Annotated in this window: 25 protein-coding genes and 1 riboswitch; of the genes, 7 read left to right on the top strand and 18 right to left on the bottom strand. The window is 60.9% G+C overall.

All coding sequences use genetic code 11. The features are described from left to right. Position 1: 1 nt before the first annotated feature. Genes AACZ65_RS09130 through AACZ65_RS09105 form a run of 6 tightly spaced genes read right to left on the bottom strand, consistent with a single transcriptional unit; the run spans position 2 to position 6,240 of the window. Positions 2-928: a 3-keto-5-aminohexanoate cleavage protein gene (locus AACZ65_RS09130; RefSeq protein ID WP_339670093.1), complete on the bottom strand. Its 927-nt coding sequence runs from the start codon at positions 926-928 to the stop codon at positions 2-4. Next, positions 928-2,280 (bottom strand): aspartate aminotransferase family protein, encoded by a 1,353-nt coding sequence (locus AACZ65_RS09125; RefSeq protein WP_339670091.1) that lies wholly within the window; start codon positions 2,278-2,280, stop codon positions 928-930. Before AACZ65_RS09125 ends, AACZ65_RS09130 begins: the two co-directional genes overlap by 1 nt. A gap of 4 nt (positions 2,281-2,284) precedes the next feature. Continuing rightward, positions 2,285-3,355 carry an ABC transporter ATP-binding protein gene (locus AACZ65_RS09120; protein ID WP_339670089.1) on the bottom strand — a complete coding sequence of 357 codons (1,071 nt, stop codon included), beginning with the start codon at positions 3,353-3,355 and terminating at the stop codon, positions 2,285-2,287. A gap of 55 nt (positions 3,356-3,410) precedes the next feature. After that, positions 3,411-4,553, bottom strand: coding sequence for an extracellular solute-binding protein (locus AACZ65_RS09115; protein ID WP_339670087.1), 1,143 nt, complete (start codon positions 4,551-4,553; stop codon positions 3,411-3,413). A gap of 35 nt (positions 4,554-4,588) precedes the next feature. Continuing rightward, on the bottom strand, positions 4,589-5,374 hold the full coding sequence (locus tag AACZ65_RS09110; RefSeq protein ID WP_339670085.1) for an ABC transporter permease: 786 nt from the start codon (positions 5,372-5,374) through the stop codon (positions 4,589-4,591). Next, positions 5,374-6,240, bottom strand: coding sequence for an ABC transporter permease (locus AACZ65_RS09105; RefSeq protein WP_339670083.1), 867 nt, complete (start codon positions 6,238-6,240; stop codon positions 5,374-5,376). Before AACZ65_RS09105 ends, AACZ65_RS09110 begins: the two co-directional genes overlap by 1 nt. Positions 6,241-6,349: 109 nt before the next feature. Here AACZ65_RS09105 and AACZ65_RS09100 point away from each other — a divergent pair, with 109 nt between their 5' ends. The 5 genes from AACZ65_RS09100 (at position 6,350) to AACZ65_RS09080 (ending at position 13,136) form a co-directional block, all read left to right on the top strand. Next, positions 6,350-7,309, top strand: a complete 960-nt coding sequence (locus AACZ65_RS09100; RefSeq protein WP_339670081.1) for a LysR family transcriptional regulator — start codon at positions 6,350-6,352, stop codon at positions 7,307-7,309. Positions 7,310-7,437: 128 nt separating this feature from the next. Continuing rightward, positions 7,438-9,099 carry a Na/Pi cotransporter family protein gene (locus tag AACZ65_RS09095; RefSeq protein WP_339670079.1) on the top strand — a complete coding sequence of 554 codons (1,662 nt, stop codon included), beginning with the start codon at positions 7,438-7,440 and terminating at the stop codon, positions 9,097-9,099. Positions 9,100-9,247: 148 nt separating this feature from the next. Further along, the gene (locus AACZ65_RS09090) at positions 9,248-10,801 is read left to right on the top strand and encodes an FAD/NAD(P)-binding protein (protein ID WP_339670077.1); all 1,554 of its coding nucleotides are present in this window, start codon (positions 9,248-9,250) and stop codon (positions 10,799-10,801) included. Positions 10,802-10,842: 41 nt separating this feature from the next. Beyond that, positions 10,843-12,621 (top strand): adenylate/guanylate cyclase domain-containing protein, encoded by a 1,779-nt coding sequence (locus tag AACZ65_RS09085; RefSeq protein WP_037276882.1) that lies wholly within the window; start codon positions 10,843-10,845, stop codon positions 12,619-12,621. Between the two features lie 128 nt (positions 12,622-12,749). Beyond that, positions 12,750-13,136 (top strand): DUF3307 domain-containing protein, encoded by a 387-nt coding sequence (locus AACZ65_RS09080; RefSeq protein ID WP_339670073.1) that lies wholly within the window; start codon positions 12,750-12,752, stop codon positions 13,134-13,136. A gap of 27 nt (positions 13,137-13,163) precedes the next feature. Here the strand turns inward: AACZ65_RS09080 and tenA are convergent, their stop codons facing one another. The 8 genes from tenA to thiD are packed head-to-tail and all read right to left on the bottom strand — an operon-like array spanning position 13,164 to position 19,082. Next, positions 13,164-13,847 (bottom strand): thiaminase II, encoded by a 684-nt coding sequence (gene tenA / locus AACZ65_RS09075; protein WP_339670071.1) that lies wholly within the window; start codon positions 13,845-13,847, stop codon positions 13,164-13,166. Continuing rightward, the gene (locus AACZ65_RS09070; RefSeq protein ID WP_339670069.1) at positions 13,844-14,776 is read right to left on the bottom strand and encodes an ABC transporter substrate-binding protein; all 933 of its coding nucleotides are present in this window, start codon (positions 14,774-14,776) and stop codon (positions 13,844-13,846) included. The genes tenA and AACZ65_RS09070 overlap by 4 nt, the downstream gene beginning before the upstream one ends. Beyond that, entirely contained in the window at positions 14,773-15,756 is a 984-nt protein-coding gene (locus AACZ65_RS09065; RefSeq protein WP_339670067.1) for a HesA/MoeB/ThiF family protein, read from the bottom strand. The genes AACZ65_RS09070 and AACZ65_RS09065 overlap by 4 nt, the downstream gene beginning before the upstream one ends. Next, positions 15,753-16,349, bottom strand: a complete 597-nt coding sequence (locus AACZ65_RS09060; protein WP_339670065.1) for a thiamine phosphate synthase — start codon at positions 16,347-16,349, stop codon at positions 15,753-15,755. Before AACZ65_RS09060 ends, AACZ65_RS09065 begins: the two co-directional genes overlap by 4 nt. Then, positions 16,349-17,119: a thiazole synthase gene (locus AACZ65_RS09055; RefSeq protein ID WP_339670063.1), complete on the bottom strand. Its 771-nt coding sequence runs from the start codon at positions 17,117-17,119 to the stop codon at positions 16,349-16,351. The genes AACZ65_RS09060 and AACZ65_RS09055 overlap by 1 nt, the downstream gene beginning before the upstream one ends. 1 nt (position 17,120) lies before the next feature. Next, the gene (gene thiS, locus AACZ65_RS09050) at positions 17,121-17,318 is read right to left on the bottom strand and encodes a sulfur carrier protein ThiS (RefSeq protein WP_339670061.1); all 198 of its coding nucleotides are present in this window, start codon (positions 17,316-17,318) and stop codon (positions 17,121-17,123) included. Continuing rightward, the gene (locus AACZ65_RS09045) at positions 17,302-18,291 is read right to left on the bottom strand and encodes an FAD-dependent oxidoreductase (protein WP_339670059.1); all 990 of its coding nucleotides are present in this window, start codon (positions 18,289-18,291) and stop codon (positions 17,302-17,304) included. The genes thiS and AACZ65_RS09045 overlap by 17 nt, the downstream gene beginning before the upstream one ends. Beyond that, positions 18,288-19,082, bottom strand: a complete 795-nt coding sequence (gene thiD / locus AACZ65_RS09040; RefSeq protein WP_037276472.1) for a bifunctional hydroxymethylpyrimidine kinase/phosphomethylpyrimidine kinase — start codon at positions 19,080-19,082, stop codon at positions 18,288-18,290. The genes AACZ65_RS09045 and thiD overlap by 4 nt, the downstream gene beginning before the upstream one ends. A 46-nt stretch (positions 19,083-19,128) precedes the next feature. Next, positions 19,129-19,231: riboswitch (TPP riboswitch) on the bottom strand. Between the two features lie 54 nt (positions 19,232-19,285). On the opposite strand from thiD, the gene AACZ65_RS09035 reads away from it, so the two are divergent. After that, complete coding sequence (locus AACZ65_RS09035) at positions 19,286-20,725, top strand: MmgE/PrpD family protein (protein ID WP_339670055.1); 1,440 nt, start codon at positions 19,286-19,288, stop codon at positions 20,723-20,725. 83 nt (positions 20,726-20,808) lie between these two features. Here AACZ65_RS09035 and AACZ65_RS09030 read toward each other — a convergent pair whose 3' ends face one another. The 4 genes from AACZ65_RS09030 to AACZ65_RS09015 form a co-directional block, all read right to left on the bottom strand. Beyond that, positions 20,809-21,921 (bottom strand): site-specific DNA-methyltransferase, encoded by a 1,113-nt coding sequence (locus tag AACZ65_RS09030; RefSeq protein ID WP_339670053.1) that lies wholly within the window; start codon positions 21,919-21,921, stop codon positions 20,809-20,811. 96 nt (positions 21,922-22,017) lie between these two features. Next, complete coding sequence (locus AACZ65_RS09025; RefSeq protein ID WP_339670221.1) at positions 22,018-22,641, bottom strand: ribonuclease HII; 624 nt, start codon at positions 22,639-22,641, stop codon at positions 22,018-22,020. A gap of 80 nt (positions 22,642-22,721) precedes the next feature. Beyond that, on the bottom strand, positions 22,722-23,222 hold the full coding sequence (locus tag AACZ65_RS09020) for a hypothetical protein (protein WP_339670051.1): 501 nt from the start codon (positions 23,220-23,222) through the stop codon (positions 22,722-22,724). 27 nt (positions 23,223-23,249) lie between these two features. Next, positions 23,250-23,651 carry a hypothetical protein gene (locus AACZ65_RS09015; RefSeq protein WP_339670049.1) on the bottom strand — a complete coding sequence of 134 codons (402 nt, stop codon included), beginning with the start codon at positions 23,649-23,651 and terminating at the stop codon, positions 23,250-23,252. Between the two features lie 192 nt (positions 23,652-23,843). On the opposite strand from AACZ65_RS09015, the gene AACZ65_RS09010 reads away from it, so the two are divergent. Then, complete coding sequence (locus tag AACZ65_RS09010; protein ID WP_037276485.1) at positions 23,844-24,077, top strand: hypothetical protein; 234 nt, start codon at positions 23,844-23,846, stop codon at positions 24,075-24,077. Positions 24,078-24,081 lie beyond the last annotated feature (4 nt).

The raw sequence follows: 24,081 nt of genomic DNA, 5'->3' as shown, positions 1-24,081 counted from the left end.
CTTAGCTCGCCACTCGGTCTGCGCCCTTGAGACACAGCAGCGCGCGCGCCTCATCGGGGCTGACCACCACCCGGCCCAATGCCTCGACTATGCCGCGCACCTTGGCGACCTGTTCGGCGTTGGAGCGCGCCAGCGTGCCGCGCGCGATGGTCAGGCTGTCTTCGAGCCCCACGCGCACATGCCCGCCCATGGCCGCCGCCTGCGCCGCCATCGGCATCTGATGCCGTCCGGCGGCCAATACGGAGAACATGTAATCCTGACCAAAGAGTTTGTCCGCGATGCGTACCATATGCGTGAGGTTCTCAGGGTCCGCGCCCATACCGCCCAAGACACCAAAGACGAATTGAATGAAATAGGGTGCGCGGATCAAACCTCGGTCCGCGAAGTGCCGCAGCATGTAGAGGTGGCTGAGATCGTAACACTCAAACTCGAACCGCGCTCCGCGTTCGAGGCCCAGTTCCGTCAGGATGCGGGCGATGTCGCGGGGGGTGTTCTTGAATACCAGATCATCCGAGCCTTCGAGAAAGGGTTGCTCCCAGTCATGCTGCCAGTCGGTGATGCGCCCGGCCATCGGGTAGAGGGCGAAATTCATCGTGCCCATGTTGAGCGAGGCCATTTCCGGCTCGGCCTCTTTCGGGGCAGCGAGGCGTTCATCAAGGCTCATTACCGCGCTGCCGCCGGTCGAGAGGTTGAGCACGGCATCGCAGCCCTGCTTGAGGCGCGGCAGAAAGGCGCGGAAATGTGCGGGGCCGGCAGAGGGCCGCCCGGTTTTCGGATCACGCGCATGCAGGTGCAGAATGGCCGCCCCCGCCTCTGCTGCCTCTATCCCGGCCCGCGCGATTTCATCCGCCGTGATGGGCAGGTGCGGTGACATGGAGGGCGTGTGGATAGACCCGGTCAGGGCGCAAGTGATGATGATCTCGCGCATTACATCGCTCTGTCCAGCGCGGGGCGGATTTCGTCGGTGAACTCTGCCAGCGAGGCATCGAGCATTTCGGTAATCTCGTCCAGATGCGTTTCGGTCACGATCATCGGGGGGGCGACGATGATGTGATCCCCTTCAATCCCATCGCGGGTGCGGCGAGAATAGACGATAAGCCCCTTGTCATAGGCAATCTGAACAAAGCGTTCAAACGCGCGCAAGCCCTTGGGCAGCGGCGCCTTGGTGCCACGATCCGCCATGAACTCGAACGCGGTCAGCAACCCCTTGCCGCGCACGTCGCCGATGATGGCATAGCGCTGCATCAGGCCGCGTAGGCGCTCTTGCAGGCGCTCGCCCATCCGCGCGGCGTTGCCCACCAGATCCATGCGCTCGATCTCGTCGATCACGGCCAGACCGGCGGCGCAGGCCAGCGGATTGCCTGCATAGGTAAAGCCATGCAGAAAGCCGCCCGCGTCCAGAACCGGCTCGACCAGCCGCTCGTGCGCCACCATCGCCCCAAGCGGCACGTAACCGGCGGCGAAGCCTTTGGACATCACGACTATGTCCGGGGCGAGGTTCCAATGCTCGGAGGCGAGAAATTTGCCGGTGCGTCCTGCTCCGGTCATCACCTCGTCCAGAATGAAGAGCACGCCGTATTTGCGGCAAATTTCTTGCACGCGCTCCATGTAGCCGCGTGGCGGCACCAATGCCCCGGTTGAGGCACCGCCAATTGGCTCGACCACAAAGGCCAGCACGCTTTCTGGGCCTTCCTCTAGTATCTTGGCCTCGAGCATGTCGGCGTAGTGTTGGCCTGTCGCCTCAAGGTCGGCGTCTAGCCCGTCCAGATACGCGCGCGGCGCGGGGATTTTCGGCATCGCCTGCATCATGGGCAGAAAGGGATCGGTCAGCGGCGCATAAGAGGTGATCGCAAGCGCGCCGAGCGTGCAGCCATGGTATGAGGGCGCGCGACTGATGATTTTCCAGCGGCTGCCTTCTCCGATTGCCAACGCGTATTGCCTGGCCAGTTTCAGTGCGGACTCCACCGCCTCGGACCCGCCCGAGACAAAGAACACCCGGTTCAGCCCCTCGGGGCAGAGGGCCGCGGTCTTGGCGGCGAGTTTCTCTGATGCCTCGGTCTCGAAATGTAACCGGTAGCCAAAAGTCGATTTCTCCATCTGACGGCGCATCGCGTCGAGCACGTTTTCATTCGAATGGCCGATGTTACAGACCATTGCGCCGGATGATCCATCGAGATAGCGCTTGCCGTCCACGTCCCACATGTAGACGCCGCGTGCCTGATCGAGCACCGGCTTACGCTCGCGCCCCTGATAGAAAAGGTGAGAGGGTTTTACGTTCATTGTCTTATCCCGGAAGCGCCGCGCAATCTTGCGGCCGCAAGTGCAGATGGACCGCTGCGCCCACCGCGAAAGGGTGGTCGTCGATCATGTTGATGGCTTGTAACTGCTCCTCTCCCGCCCGCACGAAATACCTCACCGCCTGCCCCTGATAGTCCACCGTTTCCACGGTGGCGGGAACAGAAATCACACCCTCGGGCGCGGCGTCGCGCGCGAGTTTCAGCTTTTCGGCGCGCACGACAAGCTTTGCGGGGCCGGTGCCCGTCAGATTAGGCGCCTTGGTGGCGGGCACGGTCACGCGGCCAAAGACGACATCCTCGACCACAAGTGTTGCGCCGTGTTCGACGCACCGCGCTTCAGAGATGTTGGATGCCCCCAGAAAGTTCGCCACAAACTCGGTTGCCGGGGTGTTGTAGACCTCTTCGGGCTTGCCCACCTGTTCCACGCGCCCCTCGGACATCACGACGATCAGGTCGGACATGGCGAGCGCCTCGGATTGATCATGGGTGACAAAGACCGTGGTGACACCGATGCGTTCCTGGATGCGTTTGAGTTCCACGCGCATATCCTCGCGCAGGTTGGCATCAAGCGCCGAAAGCGGTTCATCGAGGAGCAGAACGTCCGGCTCGATCACGATGGCGCGGGCTAGGGCGATGCGCTGTTGCTGGCCGCCCGAAAGGGCCTTGGGATAGCGGTCCCCGACATGGGGCAATTGTACGAGGTCAAGCGCGTCGCGCACTTTGGCCGCAATCTCGGACTTGGGCACGTTGCGGTATTTGAGGCCGAAGGCCACGTTTTCGGCCACGGTCTTGTGCGGGAAAAGCGCATAGTTCTGAAACACGAGACCGAGATTGCGCTTGTGGATGGGCACGTCATTGACGCGCTTGCCGCCAATGAGAATTTCGCCTTCGGTGGGATCGAGCAGGCCCGCGATCATGCGCAGATTGGTCGTCTTGCCACAGCCGGACGGGCCCAGAAGCGTGACGAACGCCCCTTCGGGAATTTCCAGCGTGGTGCGATGCACGGCAGTAAAGGTGCCGAAGCGCTTGACGATATTGCTGAGGGTGACGGCGCTCATCGGCGGGGTCCTTTTGGGGATGGGCCGCGCCCCCACAAGGGGACGCGGCAAGGATTCAATATCCGCGCTGCACGCGGCTGAAGGTTTCGGACCATTCGGCCTCGTTGCCATTCCAATAGGCGGGATTGGCAAAAGTGAGGGATTCGAGCGTGCCGGTCGGATCATACGCGGGTAGCGTCGGAATCTTGGACCCCAGATCGACCTTGGTCCCGTCCAGAGCGGGCGGATAGTTCTGACCCTCGGCCACCGCGATGGAGGTCTCGGGCGCCAGCATGAAGTTCAAGAGTTCTTCGCAGGCCTCGACCGGGCTGCCCTTGAGCACGTGCAGACATTCCTGCCAGGCAAAGCTGCCGGGCGCGTCGTAATAGCCGATGTCGTGGCCCTGTTGTTGCAGCGCGGCGATACGGCCTGACCAGCCTTCGGTGACGTAGATCTCTTCCTCTGCCAGAAGGCTCATCAGTTCCGCGCCCGACGACCAGTATTTCAAGGCAAGGTCGCGATGGCTGCGGATCGCATCCCAGACCGCTTCCATATCCTGAATGTTGTTGGGGTCCTGCCCGGTCTGGAGCGCGCCATACCAGACCCGGGTGCGCCAATCCGACCAGCCGCCGATCTTGCCTTTGTAGGCGGCGTCAATGAGGATCGAGGCGCCTTTTTCCTTCATCTCCTCATCCGAGATATACTTGCGGTTATAGGCCAGACCCGTCGTGCCGTAGTCATAGGGAACTGCGGACAGGTAATCCGGCGTCACCTTGCGGAACGCGTTGGTCAGCGCATCCATCACCAGCGACATGTTCGGGATATTGTCGAGGTTCAACTCGACCGTCAGGCCGAAGTTCACATAGCGGGCATAGTCGAACACGCCGGACAGGTGCGCGATGTTATACTCACCTTCCTGGCTGGAGCGGACCTGCGCCAGATATTCATCACCCCCCGCAAAAGTGCCATCGACCACAGTAATCCCGGTCTCTGCCGTGTAGGGATCAAACGCATATTTGCGAAAAGCCTCGGACACGACCCCGCCCCAGCCGTCAAAGCGCACCTGTTTCACATCCTGTGCATGGGCGAATTTGGCAAAGGGCGTCTGCACGCCATAGGCGAGGCCCGCAGCGCCGATCAGGCCCAGAAAATTGCGCCGATCCAGATCACCGTTGCGGTAGCGATCCAGCAGTCTTTCGTAACGTTTGGTATTATCCATTTCTCAGGTCTCCTTGTTGAATGTTGGGGCGGTTCTCAGGTGCCGCCTTTCATGGCGAGTTTGCGGGCTACCGCTGCTCCCAGCAGCGGCAGGCCGACGGTCATCACGATCATCACGGTGCCGAGTGCGTTGATTTCCGGGCTGATCGAATTGCGCAGCATTGAAAAAATCTGCGTCGGCACGGTCTCGACCCCGCCGGGTTTCCAAAAGAGCGTGCCGGTGATGTCATCAAAGCTGATCGTAAAGGCGAAGAGCGCGCCCGCAGCCACAGCGGGCAGCATGAGCGGCAAGGTTACGGCAAAGAAGGTTTGCACCGGCGAGGCACCCAGGCTGAGCGCCGCCTCCTCGACATCGCGCTTGATGCTGACCAGCCGCGCCTGCACCACGAGGATGACAAAGGGCAGGGTGAAGATCACATGCCCCGCAAGCAGCAAGGCAAAGCTCTTGCCGATGCCCAGCCAGTTGAGAAAGAGCAAGAGCGCTACCGCCAGCACCACCTCTGGCACGAGAATAGGCGCGATAAGCAGCGTGGTGATCGCGTTGCGACCGGGGATGTTGTAGCGCACCAAGGCAAGGCTGGCCAAAATGCCCAATGTGGTGGAAATGAGTGCCGTCATCAGCCCCAGTACCAGCGAAGTGCGAAAGGCGCGCATCACCGCGTCGTTGTTCCACAATTCCTGAAACCAGTGCAGCGAAACGCCGGTCATCGGAAAGCTGCCGAACTGGTTGGCGTTGAAGGACAACAGCACCACAACCACCACCGGCAGGAACATGAAGGCATAGACCAAAACCGTCCAGGCGCGGATGATCTGCCAGCCCATCAGCCCAGCCCCTTGGCCAGTTGCGCCATGCCGAGATAACGGTTGTAGACAGCCACCAAGAGACCCAGCACGATCAACAGCAGCAGCGACAGCGCCGAACCAAGCGGCCAGTTCAACTGTGTGATAATCGCCTCGAACACGAGATTGGCGAACATCGCATCGCGGGGCCCGCCGAGGATGACGGGCGTGATATAGGTGCCCGCGCCCAGCACGAAGCACAGCAATCCGCCCGCCGCAAGACCGGGGAGAGAGAGGGGCAGGGTGACTTGGGTAAATGCCTGCCACCGGGTTGCCCCGAGCGAATTGGCGGCATCCTCGAGGTTGGTGTCGATACCCTCAAGGCTGACGTAGACGTTCAGCACCATGAAGGGCAGCAGGAAATGCACGAGGCCGAGGATAACCGTCGCCTCGTTATAAAGCATCTGGATCGGCTCGTTGATGATGCCAAGCGACAAGAGCAGGGAATTGAGCGCGCCAGAGGTGCCCAGAATGTTGATCCAGCTCATCGTGCGGATGATGTAGCTGATCCAGAAGGGCAGCATCAGAAGGAGCAGCAGCACCATCTTGTTGCCGCGCGAGCGGGCAATGAAATAGGCTGCCGGATAGCCCATCAGGGCACAGATCACCGTGGTGATCGCCGCGATTTTCAGCGTGTTGAGCAGGATGTCGCGGTAAAAGCGATCGGTGAGGGTCTTGTGCCAGTTGTCGAGGTAGAACCCGACCGTATCCGCGCCCATCGCCGAGCGCAGCCAGAATGAATAGACCACGATGAACATCAGCGGCACGAGCAAGAGCAGCGTCACCGCGACCAAGGCGGGCGACAACAGAATCCACGGCTGCCTCGCTTCGCGGGCCTCGACCGACATGCTACTCCCTTTCTTGTGCGACCCGTCATGGGTGGGGTTGCGCCGAGGGTGCAAAGCGAGCCATCATTAATCAAATAGATAATAGGAATTGTGACAATAGATGCAGTCTATGGATCGGCGGAACAGCCCCGAACGCATCATGCGCGAGATGGACTGGAACCTCTTGCGCACTTTCGTCGTGTTGGCGCAGTCCACCTCGGTCACCGACGCCGCACATCGGTTACGGCTGACACAGCCTTCGGTGTCTACAGCGTTGAAACGGTTAGAGGATCGGGTGGGCAAGCGCCTCATACACCGCACACCGGGGCATTTCGCGCTGACCGAGGCGGGCGAGGTGCTATATCGCGAGGCGCTGGATATCCAAGGCTCTATCCTGCGCCTCTCGACCCTCATGCGTGACATGACAGACGAGGTGACAGGCCATGTTCGGCTGTCTCTGGCCTCGCATGTGATCTGCCCGCTTTTTGATCAGGTGCTGGCAGAGTTCCATGCGGAAAACCCCCGCGCCACGCTGGCAATCGAGGTGCATTCCTCGGCGCAGGCGATTGAAACGGTATCGGCGCGCTCCGCCTCTTTTGCCATCTGCCTCGTGCATCAGCGCAACCCCAAGCTAGAGTACATGCGCCTGTATCGAGAGTTCTTTGGCCTCTTTTGTGGGCCAAACCATGCCCTGTTTGGCCGGCGCGACCTGACGCGCGCCGATCTGGCCGGGCGTTCAGCGGTCAGTTTTGAAACCGACCGATTGCAGGACGCGCTAAAGCCTGTGACGTTGATGCGGGCGCAGGCGGAACTTGGGGATCAGATCATCGCGACCTCCAGCCACTTGGAAGAGGTCCGGCGTATGATCATTGCGGGGCTTGGCGTCGGTCCGCTGCCGCTGCATGTGGCGGCGCGCGACGTGCAAGACGGCCTTTTGTGGCAATTGCCACCCTACGATCAGACGGCTGCCGTTGATGTGCATGTGGTCTGGAACCCGCGTGCGGTGCTCAATCGCGCGGAGCAAGGCCTACTTGACCTGTTGCTGGCCCGAATTGAGGTGACGCCCATCGAAGAGCGCACATATAGATAAAAGATTGTCATAAAACATTCACAAAACTGTCACACTAGGCGAATTCTGCCCCTGCGCCCCTTGCGCAGTGCAATTGTGAGGGTCACTCTCGGTGCTCTTGACCACGGCCACGCGGATGAGTCACCGAATTGGACGACCCAAACCTCACAGTTTTCTTTCTTCAGATTGCCGGAGCTGCGGCACTTCTGATCTGGTCTGTCCGCCTTGTGCGTACCGGGGTCGAACGGGCCTTTAGCGCAGAGTTGCGTCTCTGGCTGCGCCGCTCGGGTCAGAGCCGCGTGCTGGCCGCCTTCACCGGCATGATTGCGGCCATGGCCCTTCAGAGTTCGACGGCAGTTGCCATTCTGACTGCCGGTTTCGTGGCATCGGGCGGCATCGCCATTGCCGCCGGGCTTGCGATCCTGTTGGGCGCGGACCTTGGGTCGGCGCTTGTCGCCAAGTTGCTGCTGGCGAGGCAGGCGTGGCTGATCCCGGTTCTTCTGCTGGGTGGTGTGGTCCTTTTTCTGCGTGGGCACCAGAGGCGGGTGCGGCAGGGTGGGCGTATCCTGATTGGTCTGGCGCTGATCTTTGTTTCGCTCGATATGCTGCGCGCTGCGACCGAACCCTTGACCGACGCTCCTGCAGCGGCGGCGGCGATGCAGTATCTGGCCCGCGACCTCTTGACCGCCTTCTTGATCGGAGCGCTTCTTGCTTGGCTCGTGCATTCCTCGGTGGCTGCCGTTCTTCTCTTTGCCACATTGGTGATGGAAGGGCTGATGCCCGTTTCGGCGGCGATGGCGCTGATCCTTGGGGCGAATCTTGGTGGTGCCTTTATCGCATTTGGCTTGACGCTCGCCGCCGAGATCGAGGCGCGTCGGCTGATCCTGTCAAACCTTTGTCTGCGTGGGGGTGGGGCGGCCCTGACCCTTGCCGCGCTGACGGCGTTCGAGCCGCCTCTGGCATGGCTAGGGGCGACGCCTGCGGCACAGATCATTCATTTGCATATCCTCTTTAACCTGGCCCTGGTTGGCCTTGTTTTGCCCTTTACCGGAGTCGCGACGCGGCTCGCGGGTGCGTTGCTGTCGGCGCCCAGTCAAGGTGCTGCGCTTGATCACATCACGGCGCTTGATCCCGGCGCGCTGACGAATCCCAACCGTGCCCTGTCCTGCGCCACGCGTGAGGTGATCCGGATTGGCGAGATGGTTGAAGCAATGCTGCGCCCGGTGCCCACGCTCTTTACGCAGTGGGACGAGGGCACGGCATCGGCAATTCTCGACGCCCAAGAGACATTGCGAAAACGCCACTTCGACACCAAGCTCTATCTCGCACAGCTCACGCGTAACGGTCTGGCGGAAGAGCTGAGCCAACGCTCGCTTGATCTTTCGACAAACGCCGCCAATTTCGAGGCGGCGGGGGATGCGATTGCCACCACGCTTTTGGGTCTTGCGCAGCGTTTGACGGCGGAAGGTGTGCATTTCTCGCGTCCTGGCTGGCAGGAGATTTGTGATTTCCACGACCGTGTTCTGGCCAATGCGCAACTGGCTCTGCGGGTCATGATGACCCAGCATCCCGACGATGCCCGCGCATTGGTGGCGGAGAAGGACAGCATCCGCGCCCTCGAACAAGAGTTGCAGCGCGCGCACTTGGGGCGCCTGCGCGAGGGGCTGACCGAGAGTATCGAAACCAGCAATATCCACCAGGAGACACTGCGCGCCCTCAAGCAGGTGAACACCGGATTCACCATGGCCGCCTATCCGATCCTCACGGAAACCGGCGACCTGCTGTCCAGTCGCATCTCGTCCCGGGCCTGAGTGATCCAGAGACGACGCACACAAGATCCGAGATAGCCTGCGCGCCATACAACCTTTTAGAGATTCAACGCGTGCCCAAAACGGTGTATCAAGGAGCGGACCGGCCCCAATGCCGTTTCACTGAATCACATATTTCTGGAGAACGCATTTGAACATCAAGGCATCGACCCCGCCCGTCACGCTGACCGTATCCATTGATGGCGCAGCCCCCGTGACCAAGACCTGCGACCTTTTGGTTGTCGCCTGCGAGCCGCGCAATCTGAGCGGCATTTGTGACTATACCGCCGCAGAGAACGCGGTCTTTGATCAACTGACCAATTTCACCTTTCATACCACTCTGGTGCGGGTGAAGGTCCCCAATCCCGCGCCGAAATACGGGATCATTCTTGCCCCTACCGAAATCACTGCGATGGCGGGGCATGTAAGCGGTTATCGCAACGAAACGGCCAAGCAATTCTCGCTCGAAACAGCCAATTCCATGACCGAGAACCTTGTGACCGTCTATCAGTTGCAGGGCCCGGCCAATCCGCCGATGACCGAGGCGGAATTTCTTGCCAACCTAGAACAGACGCTGCCCACGCTCGATTGGTGGCCCTATCCCGATTACCAAATCGTCACGGACAGCACGGGTGCGCCGGTCGATTTGCGGACACCCTATTTCGACCATTTCGACAACTCCGGGCTGCGCGGGGGCGGGCCGTGGAACTATCTGGGCCTGCAAGGCAAGAACAACACGGTCTTTGTTCATGGCTCGACCTGCTTTGAATCCGTGCTGCAATGCTGGCAGTATGGCGGCATGTTGCTGGACCAGCAGGAAAAGCTGGGCTGGTCCTTGCCTGCGGACAAGGCGGCACCGATTATCGTGCTGGGGGCCGGCCCGTCGGGGATGATGTTCGCGCACCGCCTGCAAGGGCTGGGTTATACCAATGTCGAGATCCTCGAATCCACCGATCGTTTCGGTGGCAAGACGCATACCGTCACCTATGATGCACCGTCACCCAACGGGCAGCCCACGCCTTGCGAGCTGGGCACCTGTTACCTCTCGCCCGCTTACGACCAGATGGCCGCACATTTTGCAGCCTGCGGGTTCATGGAGGGCAATATCCGCGAGGGCATGTACCTGACCGCCAACCATCAGGACCCGGCAGGCCACACGATCCGCGCCATGGTCACGACCGGGCAGTTTCCCGGCGTACCTGCCCCGGCCACATTGATGGATTACGACGACTACACGCTCCTCAAGGGGTATTACGAGGCCAACCAGCCCTTTGCCGATCCTGCAAACTGGATGGCGGGGTTCGACGCGGACAAGGTCAAGGCCGAGATTTTCGTGCGCCTGGCGGAGTATGACGTGCTGCTGGCGCTCTATCGCGGCCTCACCCTGCCCATGCCGCTGAGCGCGCCGACGGAACTGCTCCAGTATGACAGCTTCTACGACTTTCTTGCCAAGAATGATCTGCTGATCCTGACCGGAATGCTGGAATATGCCTACTCGGTGCAGGGATACGGCCCGTTGAAGCAAATACCCGCCTATTACGGCATGATCTGGATTTCTCTGCCGCTGACGCTTGGCTTGATCTTTAGCGACAAACCGGCTGTGACCGTGTTGTCAAAAGGTTGGCTTGATATCTGGACACAAATGGCCCCGACGCTATGTATCACCGCAAATGCTCAGGTGACAAATATAACGCGCATGCCCTAAATATTGGGGGCGGGCTGGGCACCGCGACGAAGGGGACAAAGGTGAAGACGCTGGAGCGCAAGGCGACAACCATCGCTGCCGCGGATGTGGTGGGGTTTTCCCGCCTTGTGGCGATGGACGAGGACGGGGTGTTTGCCCGTCTGCGCGACCTGCGACACGCGATCATCGACCCGGCCATCGCAAATCATGGTGGGCGGGTCGTCAAATCCATGGGCGACGGGCTTTTGGTGGAGTTCCCCGGCCCTGCCGCCGCCGTCCATGCTTCCTTGACTGCGCAGCGCGCCATCGCGGAGCATGAGCGCAACAATCCGGAGGATCTGCGCATCCGCCTGCGGGTGGGCATCAACCACGGCAGCGTGCTGATCGACGGAAGCGATGTGTTGGGTGATGTGGTCAATATCGCGGCGCGGCTGGAAACCCTGTCCGCCCCCGGTGGCATTTGTGTATCGCGCACGGTGCGCGACATGCTGGCGCGGGAACCGGGCCTGATCATCACCGGTCAAGGCATGCAATATGTCCGCAATATCCCGACGCCGGTCGAGGTCTGGCATGTCACGACCGGGGTAGAGGCCGAAAACCGCAGCACCGTCACCCAGAGCGCCGATCGTCCGTCAGTGATCGTTCTGCCGTTCGACAACCTGTCATCTTCGGTCGAGGATGGATTTCTGGCGGATGGCATCGCCGAGGATCTGATCAACGAACTCTCGCGCTTTCGCTCGCTGTTCGTGATCGCGCGTGGGTCGTCCTTTGCCTATAAGGACCGCGCGCAGGACATGCGGCAGATCGCGCAGGACATGCGTGTGCGCTATGTGGTCAAGGGGGCCGTGCGCCGCGCGGGGGCGCGGCTGCGTGTCACTGCGCAACTGATCGAGGCCGAGACAGGCCGTCAGATTTGGTCTGATCGCTATGATCGCGATATGGCCGATCTTTTTGCCCTGCAAGATGACATTACCCGCTGTATCGTCACCGGCCTCACCCCTGAAATTGGCGCCCATGAACGCGCCATGTCGCGCGCCAAACCAACCGAGAGCCTGTCGGCCTGGGAAATGTGCCAGCGTGGGCTGACCGAAATCGACATGCGCACCTCTGGCGGCGTCCGAAATGCGACCGCCCTGTTTCATGCTGCCGCAGAGGCCGATCCGACCTATGCCTTGCCGCATGCCTTGATTGGCCGTGTTCATGCCGTGCGGATATATTCGGGGCGGAGTCGCAATCCCCGCGAGGATGTGGTCAAGGGCATGTTCCACGCCAATCGCGCCATCGACTTGGATGACAGGCTAGAGCTTGGGCATATAACACTGGCGCAGCTCTTGACCCTGCAAGGTCAGGAAAAAGATGCGCGCGATGCGCTCGCCCGTGCGCGCGCGCTTAATCACAATGACGCTTTGATCTACAATGCGCAAACCTTCATCAACCTCTTTCAAAAGAACCCCGATACCGCAGAGATGGAAGAGGCCGGGTTAGAGGCCATTCGCCTCAGTCCCCAAGATCCGATGCTGTGGTCGTTCCATTGGATGCTCGCCGTTGCGATCTGGATGCGCGACATGACCTTGGGAGAAAACATGCGCCCATACCTCGAACCGGCGGCCCGCCATCCGGGGGCAGAGGCTTTTGTGCATTCTGCATATGCAGTGTTGTCGTTGCGTGCGGGCGACCGAACCACGGCAGAGCGCGCCTTGGCGCAGGCATTGACGGTGCGGTCCGATTTCTCGCTTGATGTGATCAAATATGGGTTTCATTTCCCCAAGTGGCCCGCCCTGGTCGCTGGGATCAAGGATGATCTGGAAACGCTCGTCTCGATGGGATTGCCGCGCCGGTGATGCAATGGCGTGGCGGATGTGTTAGGCTATCAGAATTGTCGCTCGACCCAATTTGGATCAAATCGCGTTTCTAGCGGAGTGCCATCATTTGAGAGCCGCGCAGTTATGCCTATTGCCCGAGGTGTTTCATGACGAGCATTTTCGATATCTGCCTGTTTCTGACCTTGTTTCAGATCAAGCATTACTTGGGTGATTTTCAGCTCCAGACCGGATGGATCGCGAAGAATAAAGGGCGGTATGGGCATCCATCGGGCATCGTGCACGCCGGGGTTCATGGTGCACTGAGCCTGCCTATCTTGCTGTGGTTCGCTCTGCCGTGGAATTTTGCCCTTGGTCTCGTGCTGGCAGAGTTGGTCCTGCATTATCATATCGACTGGTCCAAGGCGCGACGCGTGGCTCAGGAGGGTGTGACCGAGACCGATCCGCGTTTCTGGCATTACCTTGGCCTCGATCAGGCCGCGCATCAGCTGACCTATATTGTGCTGTTGGCTGTGGCTGCCAGCCGCGCGGCCTGAATAATTCAGGCCACGCTGCGAGGGGCGTCAGTGGCCAAACGACAGGCCCATGTCCCAAAAACTGACTTCAAGCCGCGTGGCGGTGCCGAAGCGCTGACAGAGGCGACCCCAGCCGGGTGTTGTCTCGGCCCCTGCGCCCAGTCGCCGCGCCACGGCGCCGTCAAAGAGCACGCCAGCATCGCGGCAGACCTGTTGATAGGCGTCGCCAGCGTAGGTGTTGATCCAACCGGCGTAGGGGTGATCCTCCGCCACCGGCCCCAGCCGCGCCCCAATCTCGCCATAGCCCATGACGCAGGGGGCAAGCGCCGCCAGCAGGTCGAGGAAGTTGCCGGAATGCCCCGCATCGAGCACGTAACGCGTATAGGCGAGGTTGGCGGGATGTTCCTCGGCATTGTAGAGGTCTGCTTCGCTCAGCCCCGCTTCGGCGCAGGTTTTTACATGGAGGCTGAGTTCGTGATTGACCAGCGCGTCGACGGTGGCGGCACAGGCGCGCATCTCCTCCAGCGCATCGGCCTTGGTCACGGCCAGGGCCCAAGCACGGGCGAAATGGATAAGAAACACATAGTCCTGCACAAGATAGCCCAGGAACGCCTTGCGCGGTAGTGTGCCATCGCGCAGCCCCTCGACAAAGGGATGATGCGTGTAATCCTGCCAAACCGTCCCCGCCGCATCGCGCAAGCGGGGAAAGGTCACTCCGTAATCATGGGTCATTCCGCGTTCAGGTCCATGGCGAGGCCCGAAACGGGCGTTGCGTTCTCGATCATCCCGGTGTCGAGCAGGAACTGTTCGAAGCGCTTGTAGCGGGCGTGATCCAGGGCTGCGGGACGGGTGGCAAAGCGCGGAAAGGTGTCAACCCAGGCTTTTTCGTTCAACTCATCCTGCAATTCGGGCGAGGTGCCTGCGAAAATTTCCCAGCTCTCTTGCGGGTGATTCATGATGTACTGCGTCGCACGCTCGGTGGCATGCAGGAAGCGGCGGATCATGTCGGCATTCATCGTGTCGGGATTGGCAACATAGATCAGCTCGTCATAGGCCGGCACGCCTTCTTCCTCGATATAGAAACACCGCCCCGGCACGCCTTCGATTTCCATCTGGTTGAGTTCGAAATTGCGATAGGCCCCAATCACCGCATCGACTTGGCCCGACATGAGCGAGGGCGAGAGCGACCAGTTGACGCTCACCAGTTCGATATCGCTCAGGCTATGGCCGTGTTGGCCAAGAATGGTCGAAAGCAGCACCTCTTCGACGCCTGCCACCGAAAACCCGATCTTACGCCCCTTGAGGTCAGCGGTAGATTTGATTGGGCCATCTGCGAGCACCAAGAGGCAGTTGAGCGGCGTAGCAACGAGCGTGCCCACGCGTCGCAGCGGAAGGCCGTTCTCGATCTGCATGTGCAATTGTGGCTGATACGAGATCGCAAGATCAGCCTGACCGGCGGCAACCATCTTGGGCGGATCGGACGGATCGGCGGGTGCGATGACCTCGACCTCAAGTCCGGCCTCTTGGAAATAGCCCAACTCCTCGGCCACGATGATCGGGCCATGGTCTGGGTTTATGAACCAGTCGAGGATCAGGGTCATCTTGTCCTGTGCCATGGCTGGGCTGGCCATGAGGGCAAAAATCAGGGTGAGGTGTTTCATGCGTCAGTCTCCTGTTGAACGTCGCCAAGGGCGATCAAGGCTATCTCTCCGTGCCAATGACCTCGAAGTCGGCTCGCGGCCTGCCACGACCGCAGGCCGGAACGACAGGCCAGCACGGCGCGCGCGCCTTGCGGGCGGGTGTCGGGGTGATCAAAATCGCCAACGCTGTGGCGGATGGCGTTTGGTAAGGTGGGGCCGCTCTCGGTCTCGGCGCGCAGGTCGACCAACCAATCGGCGGACGTGATCTGACCGGGCGCGATAAAGCGGAAGCCATCCCTTGGCTCTGGCGCTCCATCAAAGCGGAAACCGCCAAAGCGATGACCGACCGCCTCGAAAGTGACGAGCTGACCCATTGGAACAGGCTCTATTCCGGCCAGAATCGCCAATGCCATCTGCGCCTGAAGGCTGCCGATCACTCCCACGGATGGCCCCAAAACGCCATCAGCATCACAACTTCCTAGCCGGTCTGGCAAATCGGGGAAGAGCGCGCGCAAAGACGGCGCCCCCCCGCAAAACCCGCCCACGTAGCCTGAGGTGCCAACGATAGAGGCGCTGATCAGCGGCGTGCCCTGCGAGAAGCAAGCATCGGACAGCATGTAGCTTGCTGCGAAACTATCGGCGCAGTCGAGAACCAGATCAGCGGCGGCGACGTGATCGGGGGCATTCAACGGATCAAGTGGCTCTGATACAGCGAAAATCGTGCAATCCGGGTTGAGATCGGCCATGTGCCGCGCCGCAACCTGCGCCTTGGGATGGCCGATATCCGTCACGCGAAACAAGGTCTGGCGGTGCAGGTTGCTCAGGGAAACCCGATCACCATCCATCAGCGTGATCCGCCCAACGCCCGCGCCCACCAGATACTGAAGCACCGGCGCTGCCAGCCCACCAGCACCTACGACCAGAACATGCGCCGCCGCCAGCCGATCCTGTCCCGCGGTCCCGAACTCAGGGAGGGCAGTCTGGCGCGTGTAGCGGCTCATCCCGACACATCCAACCATTGCCGCACCCGTGCCTCGGGGTCGGGATTAAGTGTGATATCCGTTACCGCAGAGACGATATCCGCCCCGGCCGCATAGGCACCGCCCGCTCGCTCCACCGACATGCCGCCAATAGCGACGAGGGGAATGTCGCCGATCAGGCGCTTCCACTCCGTCAGCTTGTCCAGCCCTTGTTCGTGCCACTTCATCTTTTTCAAGATGGTCGGATAGACCGGGCCAAGCGCCACGTAATCGGGCGCATGCGTGAGGGCTCGGTCAAGTTCTGCATGGTCATGGGTGCTGAGCCCCAGTTTGAGACCGGCGCGGCGTAGGGCGGCGATGTCGGCAGTATCGAGATCCTCTTGCCCAAGATGCACCCATTCGCAGCCTGCATCAATCGCCGCTTGCCAGTGATCGTTGACCACGAGAGTCGCGCCATGGGCGCGGCACAGGCTCTGTGCCTGCACAATTTGATCCAGCAGAGCCTCGCCGGTGAGGTCTTTGATGCGCAATTGCACGAGCGTCACACCAAGCGGAAGCAGGCGGCGCAGCCAGTCCGTATGATCGAAAATCGGATAAAAACGCGGTAGCGACATCAGGTGAACGCCCTCCCAAATACAGGGGTAGAGGGCGCGGCCATATCGCGCGGCTCCATCGGGTCGGCCTCATAGGCCAGGCGGCCGGCCTCGAGTGCGCGTGCGAAACCTTCGGCCATTGCCGCCGGGTCGCCCGCTTTGGCCACCGCGGTGTTGAGCAGAACGGCGTCATAGCCCAGCTCCATTGCGTGTGCAGCTTGTGAGGGCAGGCCCAAACCGGCGTCGATGACCAACGGCACATCAGGGAAATGCGCCCGCAAACTGCGCAAACCATAGATATTGTTGAGGCCAAGGCCCGTGCCGATGGGCGCGCCCCAAGGCATCAGCACCCGGCACCCGGCCTCGACCAGGTGTTCGCAGAGCACAAGATCTTCGGTGCAATATGGAAACACCTGAAATCCGTCATCGGTCAGGATGCGTGCCGCCTCGACCAGACCGAAAGGGTCCGGTTGAAGCGTGTCGGCATGGCCGATCACCTCAAGCTTGATCCAGTTGGTATCGAACAGTTCACGCGCCATCTGGGCCGTTGTCACGGCCTCACGCACCGAATGGCAGCCGGCGGTATTGGGCAGGACATGCACCCCTAGGTCAGCGATCATGTCCCAAAACGCTTGTCCTGCGCGCTCGCCTCCGGCCTCACGGCGCACCGACACAGTGGCGATGCCTGCGCCAGAGCGGTGAAAGGCCTCGGCAAGAATCGCAGGCGATGGATATTGCGCCGTGCCGAGCATCAGCCGCGAGCTGATCTCAGTCTCGTAGAAAACAGGCATGTCAGCCCCCTTGCCGTGGTGCGACAATTTCGATCCTGTCGCCCTCATTCAGTCTCTGTTCTGGCCTTATTGCGGCGGGAACGAAGCTTTCGTTCACTGCTGTCGCCACCTTGGCCCCGCCATACCCCAACTCGACCAGCAGCGCGTCGAGCGTTGCCGCGGTACTGTCGCGCGGGATGCCGTTAACCGTGATCTTCATGGGACAAAAACTCCGGTGTTTCGTTGTTGCCTGTGACCAGACCGGCCACCATCCGCGCCACCACAGGTGACAAGAGAAAGCCGTGGCGGAAGAGACCGTTGGCATGGATCGTGTCGCTTTTTTGAATGATCCGCGGCAGATTGTCGGGAAAGGCTGGGCGTGCGTCGGCACCGATCTCCAACACTTCCGCCTCGCCAAAGGCCGGGTGCAGGGCATAGGCCGCGGACAGTAGTTCCATAACGGACCTGGCTGATGCACGCCCGCGTTCCGCACTCTCGATCTGTGTTGCGCCCAGCATGAATACCCCATCGCCGCGCGGCACGATATAGAGCGGAAATCGCGGGTGCAGCAGGCGAATAGGCCGAGATAGGGTCACATCCCGACTGTTCAAGACGACCATCTCGCCCTTGACGCCGCGCAGATTGGGCAGGCTATCCTGTGCTGCAAGACCGCGACAGTCGATGACCGATCCCGTGGGGGCGGCATCGCTCTGCTCGAACCGTGCGCCGGCCGCGTGTAGCCGCGTGCGCAGGTGCATGAGCGCAGCACGTGGGTTGATATGCGCTTCGTCTGGAAAGAAAAGCGCGCGGTCATGGCGATCCGCCAGATGTGGCTCTAATTCAGCCAAATCAGAGCCTGAAACCATCCGATGCCCTCGGGTGCGGCGCGCGAATTGGTCGAGTTCGCGGCGGTCGCGGTCCAGGGTCACGACAAGCGATCCGCGCCGGATCACCTCGACACCCTGCGCCGCCCACCAGTCTGCAGCCTCTTGACCCAAGCGCACCACTGGCTCTTCTGCGGAAAAGCCTTCGCAAAATGGCGCAAGCATGCCGCCCGCCCACCAAGAGCAGGCATGCGCGCCGGGTTCCGGTGCCGGATCACGCAAAGTGACGGAAACTCCACGTGCCAAGAGTTCGGTTGCCACGCAGAGGCCAACAATGCCCGCGCCCCGTATGGTGAACGCCTCGGTCATGTCCAGACCTCGTGGAAATGATGGACCGGGCCATGCCCTTGACCGATCTCCAGCGTATCGGCGGCAAGGATCGCGTGATGCAACCAGCCATGGGCGGCGGATACAGCTTTTGGCAAGGTTAGTCCCTTTGCAAGCTGTGCCGCGATGGCCGATGATAGCGTACAGCCGGTGCCATGGGTGTTTCGCGTGCTTATGCGCGGGGCGTCCAGGCGGATCACCTCATCAGCGATCAGCCAATCGGTGCAGGTCTCGCCCTGTGCGTGCCCGCCTTTCATCAAGACTGCCTTGGCTCCCATTTGACGCAAGAGCGCGCCCTGCGCCTGCATCTCGGCATCGTCCTGCGCCTCTGCCATGCCCAAAAGCGCTGCCGCCTCCGGCAAATTCGGGGTGAGGAGATCAGCACGCGGCACGAGATGCGCGATGAGCGCGGCACGCGCTGCGTCTGGCAAGAGGCGCGCGCCGGATTTCGCCACCATCACAGGATCAAGGACTATTGGGCCACGATACTCCGCCAGCGCCTCTGCCACGGTCTCGATCAAACTGGCATCGCCCAGCATGCCGATCTTGATGCAATCGACCCTGATATCGCCCAAAACTGCCAAGATCTGCGCCGCAACGATCGCATTCGGAATGGCATGCACATCGGTCACGGCACAGGTGTTTTGCGCGGTGACGGCTGTGATAACGCTTGCACCATAGACGTTAAGCGCCGAAAAAGTCTTGAGATCAGCCTGAATACCCGCACCACCGCCGCTGTCGGAGCCTGCGATTGTCAATGCTGTGGCAACCATCTGCCGTTCCTCTCATTTTGCGGGGAAACGGACGGGGGGCGCGCTGGGCGTGCTAAAGTCCGTTCCCTACGCCGGCATCACCCGGATCAGGTTCGATGGGTTGGCTTTACGCCTCTCAGCCCGGCAAACGGGCACCCCAACGGATATGCACGATTGCTAACAGCCGATTCCATGCGCTGCAAGAGGAGAATGCGAGACAGGAAATGTCGCAAACAGCCGACAAACCGCCGTCAGAACGCGCCACGTTGAGACATGCCCTCTTGCAGAAAGTTGCTCCGATGCCCGTTGTCTCCAACCGTCTTCTATTCGACCGTGTCGCAAAATTTGCGCTCGACCCGACCCTTGAAGTTCCGCAGGAAGTGCTGGAACGAATGGCCCTTTTGCTGGTCGATACGCTCGGCGTTGCGGCGGGTGCGGCGACGCTGGAAGTGGGGCGCATCGCGCGCGAGTTCGCGGTGGAGTTTCATGCCGCTGGCAGTGACAAACACAGCGCAACTTTGCTCTTCGACGGGCGCCGTTGTGCCATGCCTGGTGCCGCCTGGGCGCTGGCCACGCAGATCGACAATCTCGATGGGCATGACGGCTATAACCCGACCAAAGGGCATATTGGCTGCGCGCTGGTGCCGGCACTATTTGCCTATGCGGGGCAACATCCGCAATTGACCGGACGACAGGCGCTGACCGCGCTTGCCATGGGCTATGAGGTGGCGGCGCGGGCGGGGGTTGCGCTTCATGCAACGGCTGCGGATTACCACACCTCGGGCGCGTGGAACGCGCTGGGTGTTGCAGCTCTTGGGGCGCATTTGCGCGGGCAACCGTCGGATATTCTGCGCGAGGCGATGGGAATCGCAGAATATCACGGGCCACGCAGCCAGATGATGCGCGAAATTGCCAATCCCACAATGTTGCACGACGGGTCTGGCATGGGTGCCCTTGTGGGAATTTCGTCTCTGCTATTGGCGGAGCGCGGTTTTATCGGCGCGCCCGCGATTACAATCGAGGGGGAAGAGGTTGCGCATATTTGGGAAGATTTGGGACAGGATTGGACGATCCTGCGCAATTACATCAAGCCCTATCCGATTTGCCGCTGGGCGCATGGCGCGCTTGAGGGGGCGCGCGTGCTGATGGTCGAACAGGGCCTGCGGGCCACCGAGATTGAACGACTGGAGGTAGCGACTTTTGCGCAATCGGCGGCCCTTTTCCCCGGACTGCCCAAAACGACGAGCGAGGCCCAGTATTCTCTGGGCTTCGCACTGGCCACGCTGCTGGTGCATGGAAGAATCGGACCAGAGCATATCACTGATGCGGGATTGAATGATCCGGAGGTCGCCCGTCTGCACGCCCGCATCACGGTACGCGAAGAGCCCCGCCATTCTGCCCGCTTTCCCGCCGGGCGATGGTCGGATGTGACGGCGATCCTGCAAGATGGGCGACGACTGACCTCGGGCGATGTCAACGCGCGCGGCGGCCCAGAGGCCCCGATGCCCGAGGCGGATGTGCGCGCCAAGCTGGGCGCGATGGCCGGGCATGTCCTGTCAGAGGGGCGTATTGGGGCGCTCTGGGATATGAAACAGAGACTGTTTCAGGCTGATATACCTTTCTCGGAAATGGCTGATCTGGTTGCGCCCGCCCCAGACAGATAAAGAAAAAAGCCCCGCCAGGAAGGCGGGGCAGGTCAATGGTGCCCGAGAAAGTCAGGACTTGGGCACCGGCGGTGTCTGGGTAATCAGTTGGGGCGTTCTTCCATCTCTGAGCGGATTTGCTGGCGCAACACGTCGATCGGCACCACTTTGCCTTCGCGCTTGAAGCACCAATAGGTCCAGCCGTTGCAGGAAGGGGCGCCTTCGAGATGCGCGCCGATCTGGTGGATCGAGCCGTTTACGCCATCGGCTACCAGCGTCCCATCGGCACGGACCTTGGCCGCCTTGCCGTTGACCGAGGTAAGAACTTCACCGGGGCGCAACATACCGCGTTCGATCAGCTGACCAAAGGGCACGCGCGGCTCTGCCCGCTTCGAGGTCGAGACCTGGAGCGCGTCGCGGTCGAATTTGCGGATGTTTGCCAGCCGTTTCTCCGCGACCACGCGATAGGCCGCCTCGCGCTCGATTCCGATGTAATCCCGGCCCAGCATCTTGGCCACGGCGCCGGTCGTGCCGGTGCCAAAGAACGGGTCGAGGATCACGTCTCCGGGGTTGGTCGAACCGACCAGAACGCGGTGCAACAGGCTCTCGGGTTTTTGCGTCGGATGGGCCTTGTCGCCCTTGTCATCCTTGAGCCGCTCATGTCCGGTGCACAACGGCAGCACCCAATCCGAGCGCATCTGCACCCCGTCGTTGAGCGATTTCAGCGCCTCGTAATTGAAGGTATACTTCGCACCCTCGGATTTTGACGCCCAGATCATCGTTTCATGCGCGTTTGTCAGGCGTTTGCCGCGAAAATTCGGCATAGGGTTGGATTTGCGCCAGATCACATCGTTCAGGATCCAATACCCTGCGTCCTGCAACGCCGCCCCAACCCGAAAGATGTTGTGATAAGATCCGATCACCCAGATGGCGCCATTCGGCTTAAGCAGTCGGCGTGCCGCCTTGAGCCAGTCCTGGGTGAATTTGTCATAGGAGGCGAAACTCGAGAATTGGTCCCAGGCGTCATCGACCGCATCCACCTGGCTGTTGTCGGGGCGATGCAGATCGCCCTTGAGCTGGAGATTGTAGGGAGGATCGGCAAAGATCAGATCAACGCTTGCCTCTGGCAAGCTGTTCATCACCTCGATGCAATCCCCGGCGATAATCGTGTTGAGGGGGAGCGCAGGCGCGCTCTTGGCCTTGGTCATTGTCGTCATCTTCTGCCTCTATCCCGGCGCTTGTGCGCTCTGGTCGTTGGAGACCAAGATGAGTCAAACCCGAATCGCCGTCAAATTCTTTTTTGAATCAGTGGCTTAGTTATTTTCTTGATACAAGATGTTGTGGACCGGTTTGAACGAACGTCTATGATGTGGGGTCACACCAAGATTTAGCAGCGCCTCTTTGTGGCTTTTCGACGGGTATCCTGCGTTCCGCTCCCAGCCATAGCCGGGGAACTGTTGCGCCAAATCCCACATGATCCGGTCGCGCCTGATTTTTGCCACAATTGAGGCCGCCGCAATCGAGAGAGAGACGGCATCGCCGCGCACAATCGCGCGGGCGGGAAGGGTCAGGCCGCGCGGGATCAGGTTGCCGTCGATCAAGACAAGATCGGGCGCAGGATCGAGGGCTGCAATCGCCCGCTCCATCGCCAGATGCGCGGCGCGCAGGATGTTGATCTGGTCAATCTCTGCGACGCTGGCATGGGCCACGCTGACCTCGGCAGAGGCATGGATCGCCTCACAGAGCGCGGCACGTCGTGCGGCGCTCAGTTTCTTGGAATCGTTCAGACCTTCGGGGACATTCGCAGGATCAAGGATCACGGCGGCGGCTGTGACCGGCCCGGCCAAAGGGCCACGCCCAACTTCGTCTACCCCGGCGATGCGAAGATACCCCTCTGACAGGGCGGCGCGCTCATGGGTGAAATCGGGGCCAAGCATGGCCTCTCGTCGCATGATCCGTGGGTAAATGCAAAGGGAGGGACGTGTCCCTCCCCTCCCTTGCCGTCGCGAGTGACGTTTTAGTAATAACCATATTTGTTCAGGCAGTGATCCCGGTAGATCACCTGATGATGCCCACCCACGCGAACGGCGCAGGCCGACGGCAACGCGCGGTAAGAGCCGTAGCGGTGGCTCAGGCAGCGGCCCGAATATCCAGCGCGGTTGCCCGCATAGACCCGGCATGCCCCCGGCAGGTTGACGCGCTGCGCCCGCCCGTAATTTCTGTCATAGCGCCCGCGACCATTATCATGGCCGCGATGATCATGGCCTCTGTCATAACGCCGATGATCGTCGTCGTAGTCCCGATCATCGTAGTCGCGGTGTCTGCGATCATCCCGATACACGCCGTTGTTGTTTTGCTTGTTGTTGCTGGCAATTGCCGCGCCGACGATGGCCCCAAGGGCAAGCCCGACGGCGAGGTTGCGATTGTCGCTCCGGTCGCGGGCGAGAGCGGGGGTTGCGGTGGCCGTGGTCAGCGCAAGCGCGCCGATCACAAGGGCTGAGGTGAGTTTTCTTAACATGGCATGATCCTTTCCGAGGCGCAGGACTCAGTTGCGATGGTTGTCGCGGTGATAGGGCAGGTGGTTGCCATAACCCCGCTGATAGACCGGTCGGCCCTGATGAGGGTGGCCATAGCCGCGCTGCGGCTCGTAATAGCGGTTCTGGCTATAATGGTGGCGATTGTGGCCGGGGTTGTAGCCGTGTTTGTGATGCCGTTTGGGGGCATAATACGGCTGCTTATAACCATGACCCCGCGTGGCGTAATCGTTGCGGCGATCACGGTCGCGGTTGCGGTCATCGGAAATCGCGGCACCAACAATGGCCAGTGCGGCGACACCCGCGATAATGGCGGCGGTTTCGCCCCGGTTCTGTGCCTGGACCGGCGCGGCAGCAAGGCTGCTCACGGTCAGGGCCGCGCCGATGATGAGAACGATGAACTTGCGATGCATGGTCATTCCTTTCAGGGTACTGAGGTCGTTTCTCTGCGTTGGCCCACATGACCAGACGCTGTGATCCAAGGGTGGGTTCAGTCCCCCAGGACAGGCAATAACGCCCCCATGTTATCAGATAGCACGCCGTTTTCCGGTCACTCCGTCGCACAAGTTATTGAATAGCCGTGGGGCTTGGCGCATCTTGGCCGCATGGAACAGATCACACGCCCCCTCATCCTTGCCTTTGGCCTTGTCCTTGCCGCGACCACGGCGCAGGCGGCTTGCCAGGTGGAATACAAGGCCAAGCGCGATAAACCGCTTGAGCTTTATTACGACGTGACCGTCGTGAACGCGCCCTGCGCCTCGGCAGAGGCGGCGCTCCGGGCGCAATTGGCACAGCAGGGACTGACCCTGCTCAAGGTGTTATCGAAGAAGGAAAACTAAGGTG

Source organism: uncultured Roseovarius sp., assembly GCF_963972555.1.
GTDB classification, from domain to species: Bacteria; Pseudomonadota; Alphaproteobacteria; order Rhodobacterales; family Rhodobacteraceae; genus Roseovarius; species Roseovarius mucosus.
The sequence above is the reverse complement of the archived record's forward strand: the minus strand, read 5'-3'. Positions and strand labels throughout refer to the sequence as shown.